Here is a 17,932-nt window from a genome sequence, read left to right as displayed (position 1 = left end):
ATGATTGAGACCCACGCACATATATACAGTGACGATTATGCTCAGGACCGCGATGCCATGCTTGATCGCGCCTGGAATGCAGGCATAGAGCAGATTTGGATGCCCAATTGCGACCACGCCACCATTCCCGGCATGATGGAACTGGCCGAACGCTTCCCCGGCAAATGCCTGCCGATGATCGGCTTGCATCCGACGTATGTAAAAGATGATTTTGAGACAGAACTTACCATCATCGAAGAATGGCTCGAAAAAGCCAGCTTTATAGCCATCGGTGAAATCGGGATGGATTTATTTTGGGATAAAACATTCCGGGAACAGCAGGAAAAGGCATTTTTATATCAATGCAAACTGGCAAGAAAACACAAACTCTGGATCGACATTCATAGCAGAAGCGCATTTTGGGAAACTGTAAAACTCATTGAAGAATTTGGAGATCCCAACCTGAAAGGCATTTTCCACTGCTTTACCGGAACATTGGATGAAGCCAACAAAGCCATTGAACTCGGTTTCAAACTCGGCATCGGCGGCGTCGCGACATTCAAAAACGGCGGCTTGGATAAAGTCATTCCTTTTGTTGACATTGAACATTTAGTTTTGGAAACGGATGCGCCCTACCTGGCGCCCGTTCCTTACCGCGGCAAAAGAAATGAGGTTGCTTACATCGATCTCGTTGCCCAGCGCGTGGCCGATTTGAAACAGATTACCAAGCAGGAAGCCATTATTGCCACCAGTGAAAACGCCAGAAAAATGCTTGTAAAAGCATCCTAGCCTTCTCACTCGTACAAGCATCCCAGCATTTCGAAAAGCAAATTTGCATGTCATATAGCAAAATCCACATTAATCCCATTTCTCCCGAGCCAACCGTAGGCTCCGTGCTAGTCATTTACACCGGCGGAACATTGGGAATGGTCTACGAAACCAAAGGAAAGCAACTCGTCCCATTCAATTTCGACCAGATCATCGACCGCGTTCCTGAGATCAGCAGGCTCAATTTTGACATAACATTCCTCTCCCTGTCCGAGCCCATCGACTCATCAAACATGAACCCCGAAATCTGGATCGAGCTGGCGACGATCATTGAACAGGAATATGCGCAATACGACAGCTTCGTTATCCTGCACGGCACGGACACAATGGCCTATACAGCCTCCGCACTTAGTTTTTTACTCGACAATCTCAACAAACCCGTCATTCTCACCGGCGCACAACTGCCCATCGGCGTCGCTCGTTCGGACGCCCGGGAGAATGTAATCACCGCATTGGAACTCGCCGCAGCCAAAAATGAAAACGGCCAGCCGATGATTTCGGAAGTTTGTATTTATTTCAATTCAATGTTGCTCCGCGGCAATCGCAGCAAAAAGCGCGAAAGCTCCGATTTCAATGCGTTCCACTCCGAAAACTATCCCGCACTCGCTAACGCCGGCGTGAGGATTGAATATAATTTACCCTACATTAAGTCTTACGAACCCAACCAGCAACTGACGGTCCACAAACACATGGACAATCATGTCGCATTCCTGAAAATGTTCCCGGGAATCAGTCAGTTAGTGGTCGATTCCATCCTCAATATCAAAGGCTTAAAAGGCATCGTTCTGGAAACATACGGAGCTGGCAACGCCAACACCGCGCCATGGTTCCTCGATGCCATCAGCAGCGCCATTGCCAGAAACATCCTCATTTTCAACGTCTCCCAATGCGACGGCGGCCGCGTAGCCCAAGGCCACTACGAAACCAGCCGCTTCCTCAAACAAGCCGGCGTAGTAAGCGGCTCCGACATCACCCCCGAAGCCGCCATCACCAAAATGATGTATGTGTTTGGAAAAGAACAAGACGTAGAAAAATGCAAGGAAATGCTGGCAATGCCGTTAAGAGGCGAAATGAGTATCTAACATATTTCGCAACTGATCTTCATTAAAAGCACCATTGCATTTGCATTTAAAGTCATAAAAGCTATCTTTGCACCCCTTACCACAACACAGAGAGGTGTCCGAGTGGTTGAAGGAGCTACCCTGGAAAGGTAGTATATGGGTAACTGTATCGAGAGTTCGAATCTCTTCCTCTCTGCAACTGCCAGTTTTCATCGCGAAAACTGGCTTTTTTTGTACCCTCTCTGGTTGAAGAGCGACCCTGGAAAGGTAGTATATGGGTAACTGTATCGAGAGCGGACGCCGCGCGGTTCGAATCTCTTCCTCTCTGCAACTGCCAGTTTTCATCACGAAAACTGGCTTTTTTGTGTCCTCTCTGGTCGCAGGAGCTGCCCTAAAAAGGTAGTATATGGGTAACTGTATCGAGAGCGGACGCCGCGCGGTTCGAATCTCTTCCTCTCTGCAAGTAAGAGTTCACCGCAGAAATAAAATGATTTCTGTTAATGGCACCATTAGAAAAGCCCTTAACAAAGTTGTCGAAGAATTATCGAAATGGGATCTACATCCTTTTATACTCAGCAGATCGCAACTTCTCCTCATCCACTTGACTTGAAAACTGCTTCAATAGAATCTTCAATTTCGGGTCAATGAACGTTTTGCAAAACGGCATCTCGGGGTTTTTATAGTAGTAATCCAGATATTGCTGATCGTTCAACTTGAAGGTCTTGAACGGAATCACTTTTGTAATGATTGGATCTTCAAACTCCTTTTGCAATATCTCAATAGCCTGCTTTGCTGGGATTACCTGATAGTCATTGAAAGTATAAACCGCGGATCTGTATTTAGATCGCATCGCATGTTCGGAAGTGCTGCTGTGCGTGTAAAGGTGGATTGCAATTAGGTTTTCAAGGGAAATCGCATCGGGGTCAAATTCGACAATCACTGCTTCCGAGAATCCAGAAAAATTGCCGTCCGGCTTGATCCAGCCCTGACTTACGTTGACCACGCCCTTTAAGGATTGGAATATTGCTTCGGTACACCAATGGCAGCTCCCTCCTAAACCAATTTTGTCTGTCTTTAACATATACACTTCACAATGCCTGATTATTTACCCGACTATTGAACACAACAAACCGACTTTTGATTACAAGTGGTTGAGCGGCAGCAAGCGTCCTTTGTATTATCATTTAATGGATAGCAAAAAATGGAATATACATTAATAACAGGAGCTTCGGGTGGAATCGGTGAAGCTCTGGCAATAAAGCTGGCTGAAAAAAAGCATAATCTGATTCTTGTGGCACGCAACGCAGAGAAACTCTCCAGGCTTAGTAAACATTTACAGGAAACATATGGAGTGCAGGCAACTTACATTGCGGCGGACCTGACTAAACAGGATGCTCCATTTCAAATTTTTCAAGAAACCCAAAAACAAAACTGGGAAGTCGATATGCTTGTCAACAATGCGGGAATCGGCTCTGGCGGTGAGTTTGCAGCGTTGAATTTGCAATCTGAACTGGATTTGATACAACTTAATAATGCATCCCTGGTAGCGATGACGCATCTTTTCATGCAACCTATGCGTGAGCGAAAAAGCGGCACGATCATCAATGTCGCCTCGATGGCAGCCTTCGCTCCTGTACCTTACATGGCGACTTATGCGGCAAGCAAAGTTTTTGTCCGCTCCTTTACCGAGGCGATAACCGAGGAATGTAAACCATACAATATTCTGGTTATGCTGTTTGCGCCGGGACTGACAAAAACCAATTTCAATGAAGCTGCGGGCATTAACAATGAAAAAGGTGTCGGATTAAGCTCAGATTATCAAACAGCTGTCACGCAAACGCCGGAAGAAGTGGCAGATGAATTATTGAAAGCTTTGGAGACAAAAAAACATTTCCAGGTATCCGGAAGCAGAAACCGGATCGGCGCACGGCTGACTAGCTTATTGCCAAATGCGATGATCGCCCGATTTATGGCCAATTCCTACCGGAAAAAATCAGGTTTGATTTAGCTAACTTGTACGATGGAAACGACAACAACGCTTCACATTCAGTCGATCAGCCAGCTGCACCAACTCTTGCAGCTGCCGAAGCCCAGGCATCCGCTGGTGAGCCTGACGAGGTTTGAGGATTTCCCTGAGATAAAAATTGAACAGCGGACAAGGCTTATTACGGACTTTTACCAGGTTACTCTGAAAACGGAATGTCCTTGCAAAATACAATACGGCCAAAGTATTTTCGATTTTGACGAGGGAGTAATGTCGTGCTTTGCGCCCAGGCAGGTGAGTTTTATTGATAAGGATTTCGTCCCTGCAAAAGCTGGCTGGCAGCTGTCCATCCATCCGGATTTTCTTCGTAACGCTGCTCTGGCCGGTAAGATTAAGTCTTACGGATATTTCGATTATGCAGTCAATGAAGCGCTCATTCTTTCAGACGACGAGCAAAAGACGGTGGAAAACATCTTCCTCCAACTGCAAAAAGAGTTGTCGCTGCCAATTGACAATTTCAGTCAGGAAGTATGGATTGCCAACATTGAGCTCATGCTGACTTACTGCGACCGATATTACAACAGACAATTTATCACCCGTAAGACGGTCAGCAACGAGCTTTTAAATAAAGTTGAGAGAATCTTGAACAGTTACTTTGATTCCGACCAGCTTCACAATGGTTTACCCACAGCACAATTTTTGGCCGAGGAATTACATTTGTCTTCCAAGTATCTGAGCGATTGCCTGAAACAGCTCACCGGGAACACTACCCAACATTTGATCCACGAAAAGCTGATCGAACGTGCTAAAGAGCGACTATCGACAACGCATCTATCTGTTAGTGAAATTGCCTATGAATTAGGTTTCGACTATCCGCAATCGTTTAGCAAGCTTTTCAAAACGAAGACACGGCAAACACCGCTGCAATTCCGGGCGGGCTATAATTAGGAAGTTTACCGGATATTTCGTCTGATCATGCTCAGGGAGGATTGTGTGAATAGGGCCACTTATTTAGCGAATCCTTTCCTCTCTACCAGTCTGCAAACTTTTACAATTTCTCAGATAAGTTTAGGACCACCTAGAAGTCCACAGATAATCCGATGCTGTATCCCTTGCTAACGGGATAATTCCCGACATCGATGCCAAAAACGGCGTCCGAATTCCCTCCTACTGCCGGATCCAGGCCGCTGTATGAGGTGATCGTAAAAAGGTTGGAAGTGAGAAAAACGAGCCTTACTTTATCCAAATGCGCCTTTTTTGTCAGCTGTCCGGGAATGGTGTAGCCCAGGCTCACATACTGCATCCGTGCATAGGAACCGTTTTCGATGTAATAAGAATTGGCTTGGGTGTTGGTGCTGAAATTGGCAGCGCTTTCAAAGATCGGCACATTGGTTGCCGTTCGCGCAGGCAACCAGGATTCGCGGACACGTGTGCTGATCGCCGCGCCGGTGAATGAGGGATAAAAGTCACTGAACCAGCGCTGGTTGTTGAAAATCTGACTTCCGAGCGAAGCATACAAATTGGCATTCAGATCAAACCCTTTGAAACGAAGCGTGAGGGCAATGCTTCCGGTAAATTTTGGAATGGGATTGCCCAGATAGGTGCGGTCGTTATCATTGATCCTGCCGTCGCCATTCACGTCCGCAAACCGGAACCGCCCGGGCGCTGCTCCCGGCTGGGGGGCTGCATTGGCTACTTCTTCTGCATTCTGGAACAAACCCGACACGCGGTAACCATAAAATGACGACAAGGCATGTCCCGGCTCATTGCGGACCACGGGCGTCCCTAATCGGGTGCCGCCGCCTGTGAAATACGGCACCAGCGGCGCTATCCGTGTTATTTTATTAGCAAGAAAACTGCCCGACGCGGAGATTTCATACCGAAGTTCCCGGGCCAGACGTCCGCGATTGGTCACCAGCAGATCGATGCCCTGATTGCGCATACCCGCGACATTTACGAAAGGTGCGCTTGCCCGGGTGCCCACCACGCCCGGTATAGGGAGCTGATAGAGCAAGTCTGTGGTTTCCTTTCGCCAGACATCTATCGCAGTTTCCAGCTTATTATTGAAAAAAGAGCCGTCCAGACCTGCATTGTAGGTAATGCTGGTTTCCCACTTGGCTTTCGGATTACCGATCTGGCTGTTATAATATCCGGCAGAGATTGAATTGTTACTTGCGCCCAGATCATACCCATTGGCCGCATTGGATACAAAAAGACTATATTGATTGGTCGAACTCAGAAAATTGGAATTACCCATCCGGCCGTAACCAACCCGGAATTTCAGGTCAGAAACCCAGCGCGCCGATTGCATAAAGCGCTCGGACGACATCAGCCATGCAGCCGAAAATGCAGGGAATACACCAAAACGGTTTTCCGGACCGAATTGCGAAGAGCCGTCCCTCCGCACAACCGCCGCAAGAATATACCGGTCGTTGAAAATATATCTGGCCTGGCCAAAGAGCGAATAAAAGTTATTTCCCATCGACCTCCCACTCCCGATCTGCCTTGTGGAGCCTGGAATGGTTGTGCTTAACGTAACATATTCAGGGTCAATTGAAAATGGGTTGATGCCTGAGCCGTTGATGTTCCTGCCAGCACCAGTATTGAGGGCTTCCATACCGGCCAGCGCGCTTATTTCGTGCCGTTTCCATGTCTTTTTAAACTGCAATGTATTTGTAAAAGTCCATGCTAACCCAAATCCGGACCCCTCAGTATAGCTGGTGTTGGCGATATTTTCAGAATTCTCGTAAGTCGCCCGCGTTAATGTGCCGTTATAGTTGTTGAAATACGTCCCGCCTATGCTGCTTTTGAATGTCAGGAAGGAAGTAATGTCGTATTCCAAATAAGCGTTGCCGAATGCAAAGATCGTGTGATTGAAGTTGTTGGCGGCTGCTTGTCTGCTCGCTACCGGGTTGCGCGGATTGCTGAATCCCGGGGCGGCCGTGCCGGCGTAGCCTCCGAATGCGTCATAAACCGGAATAATCGGTGCCATACGGTAGGCTGCGAGTATGTCATTTTCATCGGCAGACACGCTGGGGTTATTGTTCATATTGTTACCCAAAAATCCGCCCATACTCCCCTGCTGGCCTGTTGCAGACAGATATGCGAGCTGCAAATTTTCACCAAATCTTAGCCGCTTCTTAAGATCATATTCCGTATTGACACGAAACGTATAGCGATCAAAGTTGTTGTTGATGATCGTCCCGTCTTGCTTCTGATAGCTCATGCCCATGTAATAACGGCTGAATGCATTTCCGCCCGAAAGCCCAAGCGTGTGGCGCATCAGTGCCGCATTCCTGCTGATGGCTTTGAACCAGTCCGTGCCGTTGTGATTGGCCGGAACGACAAGATAATACTCGCCCAGTGCGGGATTGGTGTTGTATTTACTCCTTTCCAGGTTCAAATCCACAGCCGACCCGGAAAGGCCGGTGCGGTTACCAACCAACAAGAAATCCGGTAAAACTGGCTTTTCACCTGCACCGTACTGGCCGTTGGCAATGCCTGCAAAGCCGTTCGGGCCAATGGTCCCGCCGGTTTGGAAAATATCATTTTTCCGGGCCTGCCAGGTCCAGTCGGCCTGCTCCTGCGGACTCAGCACCGAAAGTCCCTTCCCCGGCATTGTCACACCAAATAATCCGTTGTAACTGAGCTGCATCCGCTGCGCTTTGCGTTGCCCCTTCTTCGTGGCAATCACAATCACGCCCGCGGCAGCCCTTGCGCCGTAAATGGACGCCGAGGCTGCGTCCTTTAGAATGGACGTGGATTCAATGTCACCCGGATTGATGAACGAAATGCTTTGCGTAGGAACGCCGTCCACAATGTAAAGCGGCTGATTCCCGCCGAAGGACCCAAAACCACGAATGCGGACCTGGCTGGATGTGCCTGGCTGCCCGTTCGTAATAACAGTTAATCCCGCAACACGCCCTTGCAATTGCTGCTCCACATTTGCCGAAGGCACAATCGTCAGGTCGTGCGCATTTACTGTGGAAACAGCGCCCGTAAAATCACGCCTGATCTCCGCTGAATATCCGGTCACGATCATTTCACTGAGCAGATTGGTGTCTTCTGCCAGCCTTATCACAATGTTTATTTCCTTTGAAAACCCAATTTGCTGCGTTTCAAAACCAACCGAAGAAACCGAAAGCCTGCCTTCAAGAGCTGGAACCACCAGTTCAAATGTGCCATTCAGTGCTGCGGCAGCACCATAAGAAGTATTTTCGAGCTTGATTGTAGCGCCTGGAACCGGCTCGCCGTTTTCGGATAAAACGGTTCCCCGTAATAGCCATTCCGCTTTATTCTCCGATCCTTTTGAAAGAAAGCGCTCCTCTTTCATTTCGCTGGTAACGGCCTGACTTTTCGCCTTTTCCGAATAAAGAATGTACGTTTTCCCACTCCGTCGAAAGTTGATCTGATAAGGTTTCAGCAGTTTTGTTACCACCTTATCAAGATTCCTGATCGAATCAGGATCAAATGCTTCGACTGATTTGCCAGCCAAAAGATCTGTGTCGTAGTTAAAGGTAACCTGATATGTTGCAGCAATGCGGCGCAGCGCTTCGGTAAGACTGATTTGTTGGGCAAAAGCAGCATTGGTTTGAAGCGTCAGCAGCAAAATCGCCACTAACCAAGCCGGAGCCCATTGCATTACCATTCGCCACGTTGCCTTCATGCGCTTGCAATTATCCTTATATTATTTGACCAGATAACCGCCTGCCTCCGGCTCAACCTGCAAATGGTAGATCGTTTCAAGCTGATTGTAAAAATTTTGGATTGAATCTGTTGAAACGGAACCCGTAAAACGCTTTTTCAATATTTCAGGACGGGTTACCCTGGTTTTTATTCCAAAACCATCTTCCAGATTTTGAAACACGGTTCGCAAATCTTCACCATTGTAAATGAGCTCATTATGCAACCAGGCGATATGTTTTTCAGGATCCGCACTGGATTTTACGAGTGCATGCGCAGTGTTCGAAATCGTCGCTTTCTGGCCGGGATCGAGCATAACCTCCCCGGATCCCTGTCCTTCCAGATCCAGCCGCACCTTGCCTTCCACAAGCATTACTTCCACATTTTCGCGGCGGTTGCTCACATTGAAAGTTGTCCCGAGCACATTTACCAGTACCCTGTCGGCCTGCACTTTAAATGCCACTTGCTGACTCAGTGTCCGGACTTTTTTTACTTTAAACAATGCTTCGCCCGTCAGGCTGACTTTTCTGTTAAAGAAGCCATTCACAAATGAAATCCTGGAATTCCCGTTCAATGTCACTTCGGAACCATCCGCCAGGGTCACCGTTTTCACCTCGCCGTAACCCGTCGCATATTGAACAGATTTGCTGTTTTGCCACACGCCGATCCCCGCCAGAATTAAGATCGTTACACTTGCCGCAATCGCAAGCCAGCGGCGTGGAAATGCAACTACTTTGCCTGTTTCCTGAGCGGCAATCGTTTTGTATCTGATCCGTTCCCAGTTCGCCTGCAACGCTTCTTCATCGAAAACATTGGTCTGGACGCTGAGCTCCCGCACGATCCGGGCGGCCGCTTCCACATCTTTCCGCTTGTGCGGATGCTGCAAAAGCCACTGCTGCCAGAAGGCATCAGTGGTTTCGGATGGATTGGTAACCCAATTTATAAAGGCATCGTCGGCCACAAAATCCTGGCTGGCAAAATGCTCGTAAGATGGCATATCAGTGTTGTTCCAATTGAATTTATAAATATAGAAAGATATTTTTTTTTGATTTCTTTATGGCTATTTTTGAACCTGCTTTAAATCATAATTAATTGGACAAAACGCAGGTTTTGGCTGCGGGGGTGAATCATATGGAATCAGATCAGAACTTGCAAAATCCGCCTTACGAGCACAATGCGGGTTCTGATGAAAATGCGGCCCTGACCCAGTGGGCGCTTCTCCAAAAACAGGATGCTACCGCATTCGAATGCATTTACAAAACTTACGCTCGACTGCTTCACAACTATGGTTACCGCCTCGTTGCCGACAAAGAACTCGTCAAAGATACCGTGCAGGATCTGTTTGTCCAGCTTTGGAATAATGCGCCTACACTGCCTGCGGTTGCTTCCGTAAAAGCATATCTGATCGTTGCCTTGCGCCGGGAACTGCTGCGGCGGATCACCCGTCAGCGCAAGTTTGTGAACCAGGAAGCCGAACTTGCCGAAGCGTCGGCGGAAGATCAGCTGATCGAGGCACAAGCAGGCGAAATGATTTCCGATGGATTATCTAAGTTTATCGAAAAACTGCCCACACGCCAGCGGGAAATCATTTTCCTGAAATATTACAGCGGCCTTTCCACCGAGGAGATCGCCGCGGCCATGGACCTTACTTCCGGCTCGGTTTATAAGCTGGTTTACAAAGCATTAGACAGTCTCAAAGCACTTACTTCCGACTGGAAAACGCTCTGGATTTTCCTGCTTATTGCCCTTCAATTTTTATTGCTCGAATCGGATATTGGTCAGTTTTAAGATTTCATCATTCGGCTTATCAGGCTTGATGGCGAAAAAATAAATGTCGTGCCTTCCGCTAATGGCCTTCTCTAATGTTCCCGTCACTTTTTGCATGGTATCCCACGAGCCCGTCGGCCCGAATGTAACCGAGCTGATCACCGGCCCCGCCTGCGAATCCATCCGAACCTGAATGCTTCCTTGCTGCCCCGACGACGCATATTCATAAACAAACTGCTTAATGCCCGTCATATCAATGTTTTTTAACAAAATAAATGACTTGTGTCCGCCTTGTGAAAGATTGTCTCGGAAGCGGGAAAAACCCGTGAAAGCATCTGCAAAAGCAGGTTTTACATTGGCATTCCTGAGTTTTACAACGTCGATTCCGGTTAGTGGCCCCACCGTTTTTCCACCTTTGTCCTGATAAGAAGCAACAATGGTGTATTGCCCTTTCTGATCATTCTTCGTGTGCTCAGTCAGACTGGCTTGTCCTTGCAGCGGCAATGCGACGCGGCTCTTTTTCTCATCGGTCACAGAAAAAATGTAACGCACCATTTCCTGCGCATCCTGCGTAGAAAGCTGCGGATGTGCGCTCATAATGTGCTCCTTACCCCAGTTTCCGCCGCCGCCATTGATAATCTTGGCCGCAAGTGCTTCGGTCGAACCGGCTTTTGTCTTATATCTTTTGGCAATGTCCGTAAATGTCGGGCCGACCGACGGCTGATCGATCGTATGACAAGCGCGGCAATCGCTGCCGGCCATTAATGTTTTTCCCAATGGCGTGGGTTCCTGTAACAATGCATCCGCGCTTTCCGGGATCAGATTTTGTTGTGATTCAGGTTGCGGATTGTAGCTCATCAGCACTTTGACCAGTTTTGGATCAATTTTCACATCTTCCTTATCCTTCACATTAACCGCATAGGGAAAAGGTTTATCATCCCAAAAGAATGACTTGTTGGCAGCGCCCGCAATCTTCACCGCAGGTTTGCTATTCCCAACCCGCACCACGAGCGTATCTGCACTCACAAGCCCGGATTTATCTGTTACCCGTAAAATAGCATTGAAAACACCCAGTTTTTTGTAAGTATAACTTGCATTAGCCTTGGTGCTTCCCACGGTTTTGCCATCAAAAAGCCATTGGTAAGTAATGTCATCGTCGTCATCCAGGTCCTTGCTTCCACGGCTGCTGAACGAAACGCGCAACGGCGGCTGGCCACTGGTTTGTCTGGCCATTGGGAAATTTCTTCGCTCGGAAGTCAGGAAGACGGTTTTGTCGACATAAGCCTCCCGCGCCGAATCCACGATGTAGGCTTGTGCGAGCGGTGGGCGGTTTCCTGTGTTGTACTCGATTTTGACCAGTCTTGCATCATCATTATCAGCGCCATAAACAGAACCATATTCCAGCATATACATTCCGCCATCCGCACCGAATGATAGATCAATAGGACGACGAAAATCACCGTTTGCAGCCATAAAAGGCTCACTTCTCACGTAATTTTCATTTTCATCAAACCGTAATGCCATCACCCAGTTACGCATCCAGTCGAAGACGAAAAGTGCGCCGTCGTAGTAATCGGGAAATTTGCCGGGGTTGGTTGTCTTTGAATTAAATGTATAAAAATCACCCGCCATTGCGCTTCGTCCGCCCACGCCGAGTTCGGGAAATTCTTCCGAGGCTGCGTAAGGATACCAGATCATCGCAGAAACTGCTGGCGGTAATTGGTTCAGACCGGTGTTATTGGGCGAATTGTTAACGGGCGCAGCTGGATCGAATTTGGGCCCGGCCGTTTTGGTTGCGAAATCCCATTTTACATAAGCTGCATTGTTGCCTGAAAAATAAGGCCAGCCGTAATTCCCGGCTTTTTTGGCCTGGTTAAATTCATCATAACCCCGCGGGCCCTGCACGCCATCCTTTCCCGCATCCGGCCCGATCTCTCCCCAATACAAAACCGAAGTCTTCGGGTTAATGGCAATGCGGTAAGGGTTTCGGCAGCCCATCACGAAAATTTCAGGCAGCGTCTTTGCCGTTCCTTTGGCGAACAAATTGCCTCTAGGAATGCTGTAAGAGCCATCCGGCTCGGGATGAATGCGCAGGATTTTCCCTTTGAAATCATTGGTATTACCCGCCGAACGCTGCGAATCCTGACTATAAAATTCCTTTTCCGGCCGCTCATCCATAGGCGAATAACCGCCCGACGGAAATGGCGTGGAGCTATCGCCCGTGGAAATGTACAGATTTCCTTCCTTGTCCCAAGCCAGCGAACCGCCATGATGCGAACCGCTGTTTTTCTGGACGGGGACTTTTAAAAGTATTTTTTCAGAAGCCAGATCAAGCTGATTATACTGACTTAATGTAAACCTTGAAAGCTGGAACGCCAGGTTTTCTTCGGTCAAACCTTCCGGGGCATAGTACAGAAAAAGCTGGCGATTTTTGTCAAAAGCAGGGTCCAGTGCAATGCCGATCAGTCCCGTGCCACCCATATTGGTGATCGGGAATTTGTGGATTAGCGTGGATTTTCCAGTTTTGGGATCAAAAACGGAAAGATTTCCGAAAAGCTCGGTAAAATAGACCTTGCCATCCGGCGCCACAGCGAGCTCCATCGGGGAATTCAGGTCATTAGTTAGGATTGTTTTTACGAATCGGTTTTGCTCGGGCGTCACTTTGGCATAAGCCTTTTTGTAATCCAAAGGCGCATTTTTACCGATCGCATATTGAATCCCTCCGAGCAAATGGCCCAGAAATGCAGGATCGCCGTAACTCTCATCCGTATGCCCGTTGCCGGTGTAAAAAGCGCGGCCACCATCGAAAGTGTGATACCAGGAAATCGGATGCTTTGCGCCATTGGTGCCGCCGTCGTAGGAGTTTTCGTCCAGCTCAGCCAGCACTTTGATCCCCGAATAAAACGACCGGTAATTGTACCATTCATCTTCCCGCTCCCAGCGTTCGGGCAGTTTGGAAGTGGCAGGATGTGTTTTATCCAAAACCTGAACCGTTGCTTTTCTTACATTGGGATTGTGCGGATGGCTTGTGAAATGTGCGCCCATAAGTTTGCCATACCACGGCCAGTCGTATTCCGTATCCGCCGCCGCATGCACACCCACGTAACCCCCACCCGCCTGAATGTAACGCTCAAATGCAGCCTGTTGCTCACCATTCAGCACATTGCCCGTGATGTTCAGCCAGATCACGGCGGCATAATTTTTCAAGTTTTCATCCGTGAATGCATTGGAATTGGTGGTTGTATCTGCCACAAACTGATTTTCCGCACTTAGTTTTTGAATGGCTTTAATCCCAAACGGAATCGAGGAGTGATGCCATCCTTTGGTTTTTGAAAAAACAAGTACTTTTGCCGGAGCCGGCTGCGTTCTGACTGTCATGCCTGAGTAAAACAGCCAGATCAGCGCCAGTGAGCAGGCAGCAGCCAATTTTATTTTAAGAGACTTCATAAATACAAAAGGTTACTTCTGACCAATGGCATATTGAATGCCACCCAGAATGTGTTTCTGAAAAAGCGGATCATCGTAGGCAGTTGCCAAATGTCCGAGCGCGGTGTAAAATGCCCTTCCACCATCAAATGCATGTTTCCAGGCCAGCGGATGATATTCGCCTTCCGTGCCGCCTTCAAAGGATTTTTCATCCGCCAAAAACAGCACTTCTACATTAGAGACGCGTTTGTTGAAATTATACCATTCATCCTTCCACGCCCACCGCTCGGGCAAATGGGCGGTGGAAGGATCTTTCCGGTTGGTAACCTGCACTACACCCGGAACGGGATCGGGCGGGTGGTTTACGAAAACAGCGCCGGTTAACTGGCCAAACCACGGCCATTCTTTCTCCGAAGCCGATGCGGAATGAATGCCTACATAACCGCCTCCTGCACGAATGTAGCGTTCAAAAGCCTCTTGCTGCGTTGCATTAAGGACATCGCCTGTCGTGGAAAGCCAGATTACAGCAGCGTATTTCTTCAATGTTTTATCGGTAAAAAAACCGGCATCTTTCGTCGTGTCCACATCAAAACCATTTGCTTTCCCCAGTTTCATAATAGCCTGAATGCCATTAGGGATCGACTCGTGGTAATAGCGAAGGGTTTTACTAAAAATAAGGACTTTTGGCCTGCTTTTAGCAACGCAGGCCATTGAAAATCCAAGGGTTAGGAATAGTAAAAGGGTGAATATTTTGCTCATGTTCTAAAAATCTCTTTTGTAAAAAATCCGCTCTAACATTTGTCTGGCAGCCCCGTCCGGGTTCACGCGGACTTCACTTTTATCATCAAAAACCATCATAGCACCCGGCTTTTTGACGAAGTCCGGCCAGGCTGGTAAGCCGCTGTGTGACGGATTTTCGGTTTTCATGAAATTTATCCAGGCTTTGGTCATTCGGTCGGCTAGTGCACGCGCTTCTTCTCCCCCTCCCGTCATGGTTTCGCAGCGATCGGTGTTGGCAAAAACGAATGGGATTTCGCTGCAATGAAATGCGCGCGGCCGCTTGTCGAACACGGGCGTTTGCCACGCAAAAAGATAGAGGAAAACCGGTGCTGCTTTTTGCAATGCTTTTCGCTCGGCTTGCACATAAGCCATTGGATTATAAGGTGATATATAGGATAAAATCTCAACAGGCTTTGCCTTTGGATGCACCTTGCGCATGGTGTCGTAAACCGTTTGTGATTTATCCCCAAACCGCTCGGCCAGCTTCTTTTTCAAACCATCCTCGTCCAGCAATTCCATGGCCGCATTGCCAATGCTCGCAGAAGCTTCGTTGCGATTGGTGCCAATGATCATCGGAATTTGCGCGGAATAATCTGGAACCGTTGGATCAAACGGATGTGCAGGAATGACTTTGCCATCCACCACAGGCTGCCAGCCAGCGCGTCCGACGTCCAGCGGAAACTTGCTTCCTAACTTTTGCTCGGCCGCAATGCTTGCCTGAATAATATGCGAAAAAGGAATCTGCTGAATGTCTGCAATGTTGGATTTGTCAATTTTGAGTTCTGCCAAAACCAGCTTGGCCAGTTCCGAGGAATAAGCATGCGTGGCAACCTGCACCGTGGAACTGCTTTGAGAAATGGCTTTATGAAAGAGCCGTTTCGCAGATGGCATCGCCATTAATGTAGTCACTTTTGCTGCTCCCCCGGATTGGCCGGAGATCGTAGCATTGTTCGCATCACCGCCAAATCCAGCAATATTTTCTTTCACCCATTCCAGCGCGGCCACCAGGTCCAGCATGCCCACATTCCCCGATGTTGCAAATTGGTCACTATAATCGGCCAGGTTCAGAAAGCCGAATGCATTCAAACGATGGTTCACAGAAACGACAACGACATCGCCCGTTCGCGCCAGATTTTCACCGTCATAAGAAGGATGTTCCTGCGCCGAGCCGGAAAAAAAAGCTCCGCCATGCATCCAGAACAGCACCGGCCGCTTTTTACTATCATTGATCGCAGGCGTCCATACATTCAGCCGCAGGCAATCTTCTCCCTGAAAACCATCATTCCATTGGTATAAAAAAGCATATTCTTCCATGCCCCACCCTTTATTTGGCTTTTGCGGACATACGGGTCCGTAAGTCAATGTATCGCGAATGCCAGTCCAGGGTTCTGGTTTGGCTGGCGGCATAAATCGGCCTTTTCCGGCTGTGGAAGCGCCGTAGGGAATGCCTTTAAAATTGACAATATCCTTATGCATATAGCCGCGCACTTTGCCGGAAGCCGTATCCACAATGCAGCTGTTTGCCGAAGCTTTCACAGTATCCTCCGCAGGCGCGGGCACATGGCCGGCCGACGTGGCCGACGACGTGCCCAGCCCCAATGCAGAGACGCTGAGTGTAAATTTTTGCAGAAAATCCCTTCTGTTATTTTGCATTCCTGATTGGATCAATAATTAGGATTTTGTTTCAATATGTCGCTTCCCTGGTAGTCGATCTGGGTTTGTGGGATGGGCTGGTATTCGTCCCGGCCAGCTGTGAAATTGCCTCCGCTGTATGCCACGGGCAATTTGGTTTTTTCGTAGGTCAAAAAATTATTAAGCACTGTTTGCGCCGTTCCCCAGCGAACGAGGTCGAAGAAGCGGTGACCTTCACCTGATAGTTCCAGCTTGCGCTCAAATTGGACTGCAAGTCTGGCAGCAGTTTTGTCTGACCAGGCTGCATTGTAAATGGACACATTATAATTCGCAGCATTTTGACCATTCGCAGTTTTCACCCAAGCTTCTTTATTGGCAGCTCTTTGGCGGACCATGTTCACATAGCTTTGTGCTTTTGAAAGGCTTCCCACTTCGATTTCAGCTTCCGCAGCCATTAAGAGCACATCGGCGTAGCGGATAATGTTGTAATTAATCGCCGAGTAAGTATCTGTGCTGGCTGTGGCGTCCGAAAGGTTTTTAACCTGGGATTTGTAATGAATAAATTTTTTAGGGGAATAAGGCCCGCCGAAGCTCTGGTCGCGGATCCAGGAATAACCCGGATGCACGCCCCAATCCAGAAAAGGAATGCCCCGGCGTCCCACCGACCAGTCGAGACGTGGATCGACCGGCCCGGCGTCGGGCGTAAAAGGCTGATCCGAAATAATGCCCTGATCGGTTTTCAACTGATTTGCAGCCATATTATAAGATCCGTCCACAAGCGGCAATCCCTGCGCATTCACGCGGAAGGAATTGGCAAGCTCGAAACTAGGCTGAAAATAACCGCAGCAGCCGCCCGGTGCGCTGGAACCGTAAGGATAATTTAAGCCGAGATCGGTGTTGGCATTATCGGTGCTTCCGGTATTTGCAGCGGCCTGAATGGCGAAAATGGATTCGGAATTTGTCTCTTTAGCTGCATTAAATATGTCGGTATAATTTGCTACCAATGCATATTTAAGCCCTCCGCTCGTTACGCCATTGGCAATCACCTCGTCGAAAAGGGTTTTGGCATCCTGGTATTTCTTCTGATAGAGATACGTTTTTGCCAGATAAGATGCCGCTGCCCATTTGTTGGCACGACCTACCAGCGGTTGTGTTGCGGGTAAGTTTTGATAAGCATAGGCGAGATCTTCTTCGATTTTGGGCCAGATATCGGTGTTATTCGGCACTTTTTCAATGCCATTTCCATAGGTCATTGTTTCGTCAATGAAAGGGACCATATTAAAGATCCTTTTCAAATCGAAGTAATAATGGGCGCGCAGAAAACGGGCTTCTGCGGAAATGCGTTGTTTGTCAGCGTCCGTTACATCCGCACTGGCAGAGGGCAAAATGCGCAAAACAGCATTGGTACGGCTGATGCCCTCATACATGGCATTCCATTTCTGACCAATATCAAAAAGGCTTGGATAAAGCTGGTAAGTCATGAACGGGATCAGATCGCCGTAATCACCCGAATTGGAACCCTTGTTGGCATCACCACCGGAAATGCTTCCACGCAGCCAGTTGGAAGTGCCCGTTACCCGGCGGAAGCCGCGGCCGTTCGTTTCTGCATAAGCAGCAACCAGCAATCCTTCAATGCCTGCTTTTGAATTTAACTGGGTTACAGAAAGCTGCCCGGTGGCCGGGATTTCGAGGAATTTGTCGGAACATGCGCTATTGACGAATGTCAGCAGCAACATGATGATCCAGGTTTTATTGATATATTTTGTCATTGTATTTGATGTTTTGATCTGAA

12 protein-coding genes and 1 tRNA gene are annotated in these 17,932 nt (G+C 48.3%); 6 read left to right on the top strand and 7 right to left on the bottom strand.

Annotated elements, in window-relative coordinates; genetic code table 11:
• The 3 genes from NFI80_RS02570 (at position 1) to NFI80_RS02560 (ending at position 2,064) form a co-directional block, all read left to right on the top strand.
• Positions 1 to 768, top strand: a complete 768-nt coding sequence (locus NFI80_RS02570) for a TatD family hydrolase (RefSeq protein ID WP_235165009.1) — start codon at positions 1 to 3, stop codon at positions 766 to 768.
• 47 nt (positions 769 to 815) lie between these two features.
• Positions 816 to 1,889: an asparaginase gene (locus NFI80_RS02565; RefSeq protein WP_235165010.1), complete on the top strand. Its 1,074-nt coding sequence runs from the start codon at positions 816 to 818 to the stop codon at positions 1,887 to 1,889.
• Between the two features lie 88 nt (positions 1,890 to 1,977).
• A tRNA-Ser gene (locus NFI80_RS02560) sits at positions 1,978 to 2,064 on the top strand.
• 360 nt (positions 2,065 to 2,424) lie between these two features.
• On the opposite strand, the gene NFI80_RS02555 is transcribed toward NFI80_RS02560, so the two are convergent.
• Positions 2,425 to 2,949: a peptide-methionine (S)-S-oxide reductase gene (locus NFI80_RS02555; RefSeq protein ID WP_255703567.1), complete on the bottom strand. Its 525-nt coding sequence runs from the start codon at positions 2,947 to 2,949 to the stop codon at positions 2,425 to 2,427.
• Between the two features lie 120 nt (positions 2,950 to 3,069).
• Between NFI80_RS02555 and NFI80_RS02550 the strand changes: the two genes are divergently transcribed.
• Positions 3,070 to 3,876: an SDR family NAD(P)-dependent oxidoreductase gene (locus NFI80_RS02550; RefSeq protein WP_235165012.1), complete on the top strand. Its 807-nt coding sequence runs from the start codon at positions 3,070 to 3,072 to the stop codon at positions 3,874 to 3,876.
• A 12-nt stretch (positions 3,877 to 3,888) separates the two neighbouring features.
• Positions 3,889 to 4,800, top strand: coding sequence for a helix-turn-helix domain-containing protein (locus NFI80_RS02545; RefSeq protein ID WP_235165013.1), 912 nt, complete (start codon positions 3,889 to 3,891; stop codon positions 4,798 to 4,800).
• A gap of 130 nt (positions 4,801 to 4,930) precedes the next feature.
• Here the strand turns inward: NFI80_RS02545 and NFI80_RS02540 are convergent, their stop codons facing one another.
• Both NFI80_RS02540 and NFI80_RS02535 read right to left on the bottom strand, forming a co-directional pair.
• Positions 4,931 to 8,518, bottom strand: coding sequence for a SusC/RagA family TonB-linked outer membrane protein (locus NFI80_RS02540; RefSeq protein WP_235165014.1), 3,588 nt, complete (start codon positions 8,516 to 8,518; stop codon positions 4,931 to 4,933).
• Positions 8,519 to 8,539: 21 nt separating this feature from the next.
• On the bottom strand, positions 8,540 to 9,532 hold the full coding sequence (locus tag NFI80_RS02535; protein WP_235165015.1) for a FecR family protein: 993 nt from the start codon (positions 9,530 to 9,532) through the stop codon (positions 8,540 to 8,542).
• Between the two features lie 95 nt (positions 9,533 to 9,627).
• Here NFI80_RS02535 and NFI80_RS02530 point away from each other — a divergent pair, with 95 nt between their 5' ends.
• Positions 9,628 to 10,323 carry an RNA polymerase sigma factor gene (locus NFI80_RS02530; RefSeq protein WP_235165016.1) on the top strand — a complete coding sequence of 232 codons (696 nt, stop codon included), beginning with the start codon at positions 9,628 to 9,630 and terminating at the stop codon, positions 10,321 to 10,323.
• Here NFI80_RS02530 and NFI80_RS02525 read toward each other — a convergent pair.
• From NFI80_RS02525 to NFI80_RS02510, 4 genes are read right to left on the bottom strand one after another with little or no spacing between them, the layout of a single operon-like run.
• Positions 10,291 to 13,749, bottom strand: coding sequence for a ThuA domain-containing protein (locus NFI80_RS02525; protein ID WP_235165017.1), 3,459 nt, complete (start codon positions 13,747 to 13,749; stop codon positions 10,291 to 10,293). The genes NFI80_RS02530 and NFI80_RS02525 overlap by 33 nt on opposite strands.
• A 12-nt stretch (positions 13,750 to 13,761) precedes the next feature.
• Positions 13,762 to 14,487, bottom strand: a complete 726-nt coding sequence (locus NFI80_RS02520; RefSeq protein ID WP_235165018.1) for a ThuA domain-containing protein — start codon at positions 14,485 to 14,487, stop codon at positions 13,762 to 13,764.
• A gap of 3 nt (positions 14,488 to 14,490) precedes the next feature.
• A complete protein-coding gene (locus NFI80_RS02515) occupies positions 14,491 to 16,161 on the bottom strand; it encodes a carboxylesterase/lipase family protein (protein ID WP_235165019.1) in 1,671 nt (556 codons plus the stop codon).
• An 11-nt stretch (positions 16,162 to 16,172) separates the two neighbouring features.
• Positions 16,173 to 17,909 (bottom strand): RagB/SusD family nutrient uptake outer membrane protein, encoded by a 1,737-nt coding sequence (locus NFI80_RS02510; protein WP_235165020.1) that lies wholly within the window; start codon positions 17,907 to 17,909, stop codon positions 16,173 to 16,175.
• Between the last annotated feature and the right edge of the window lie 23 nt (positions 17,910 to 17,932).

Origin of the sequence: Dyadobacter chenhuakuii, from assembly GCF_023821985.2 — a bacterium.
GTDB classification, from domain to species: domain Bacteria; phylum Bacteroidota; class Bacteroidia; order Cytophagales; family Spirosomataceae; genus Dyadobacter; species Dyadobacter chenhuakuii.
This window is presented reverse-complemented; position numbering and strand designations above follow the sequence as displayed.

Bases quoted from the DNA above. Each gene is read 5' to 3' on its own strand.
- NFI80_RS02570 (WP_235165009.1), top strand. From the start codon at position 1: ATGATTGAGACCCACGCACATATATACAGTGACGATTATGCTCAGGAC.
- NFI80_RS02565 (WP_235165010.1), top strand. From the start codon at position 816: ATGTCATATAGCAAAATCCACATTAATCCCATTTCTCCCGAGCCAACC.
- NFI80_RS02555 (WP_255703567.1), bottom strand. From the start codon at position 2,949: ATGTTAAAGACAGACAAAATTGGTTTAGGAGGGAGCTGCCATTGGTGT.
- NFI80_RS02550 (WP_235165012.1), top strand. From the start codon at position 3,070: ATGGAATATACATTAATAACAGGAGCTTCGGGTGGAATCGGTGAAGCT.
- NFI80_RS02545 (WP_235165013.1), top strand. From the start codon at position 3,889: ATGGAAACGACAACAACGCTTCACATTCAGTCGATCAGCCAGCTGCAC.
- NFI80_RS02540 (WP_235165014.1), bottom strand. From the start codon at position 8,518: ATGAAGGCAACGTGGCGAATGGTAATGCAATGGGCTCCGGCTTGGTTA.
- NFI80_RS02535 (WP_235165015.1), bottom strand. From the start codon at position 9,532: ATGCCATCTTACGAGCATTTTGCCAGCCAGGATTTTGTGGCCGACGAT.
- NFI80_RS02525 (WP_235165017.1), bottom strand. From the start codon at position 13,749: ATGAAGTCTCTTAAAATAAAATTGGCTGCTGCCTGCTCACTGGCGCTG.
- NFI80_RS02520 (WP_235165018.1), bottom strand. From the start codon at position 14,487: ATGAGCAAAATATTCACCCTTTTACTATTCCTAACCCTTGGATTTTCA.
- NFI80_RS02515 (WP_235165019.1), bottom strand. From the start codon at position 16,161: ATGCAAAATAACAGAAGGGATTTTCTGCAAAAATTTACACTCAGCGTC.
- NFI80_RS02510 (WP_235165020.1), bottom strand. From the start codon at position 17,909: ATGACAAAATATATCAATAAAACCTGGATCATCATGTTGCTGCTGACA.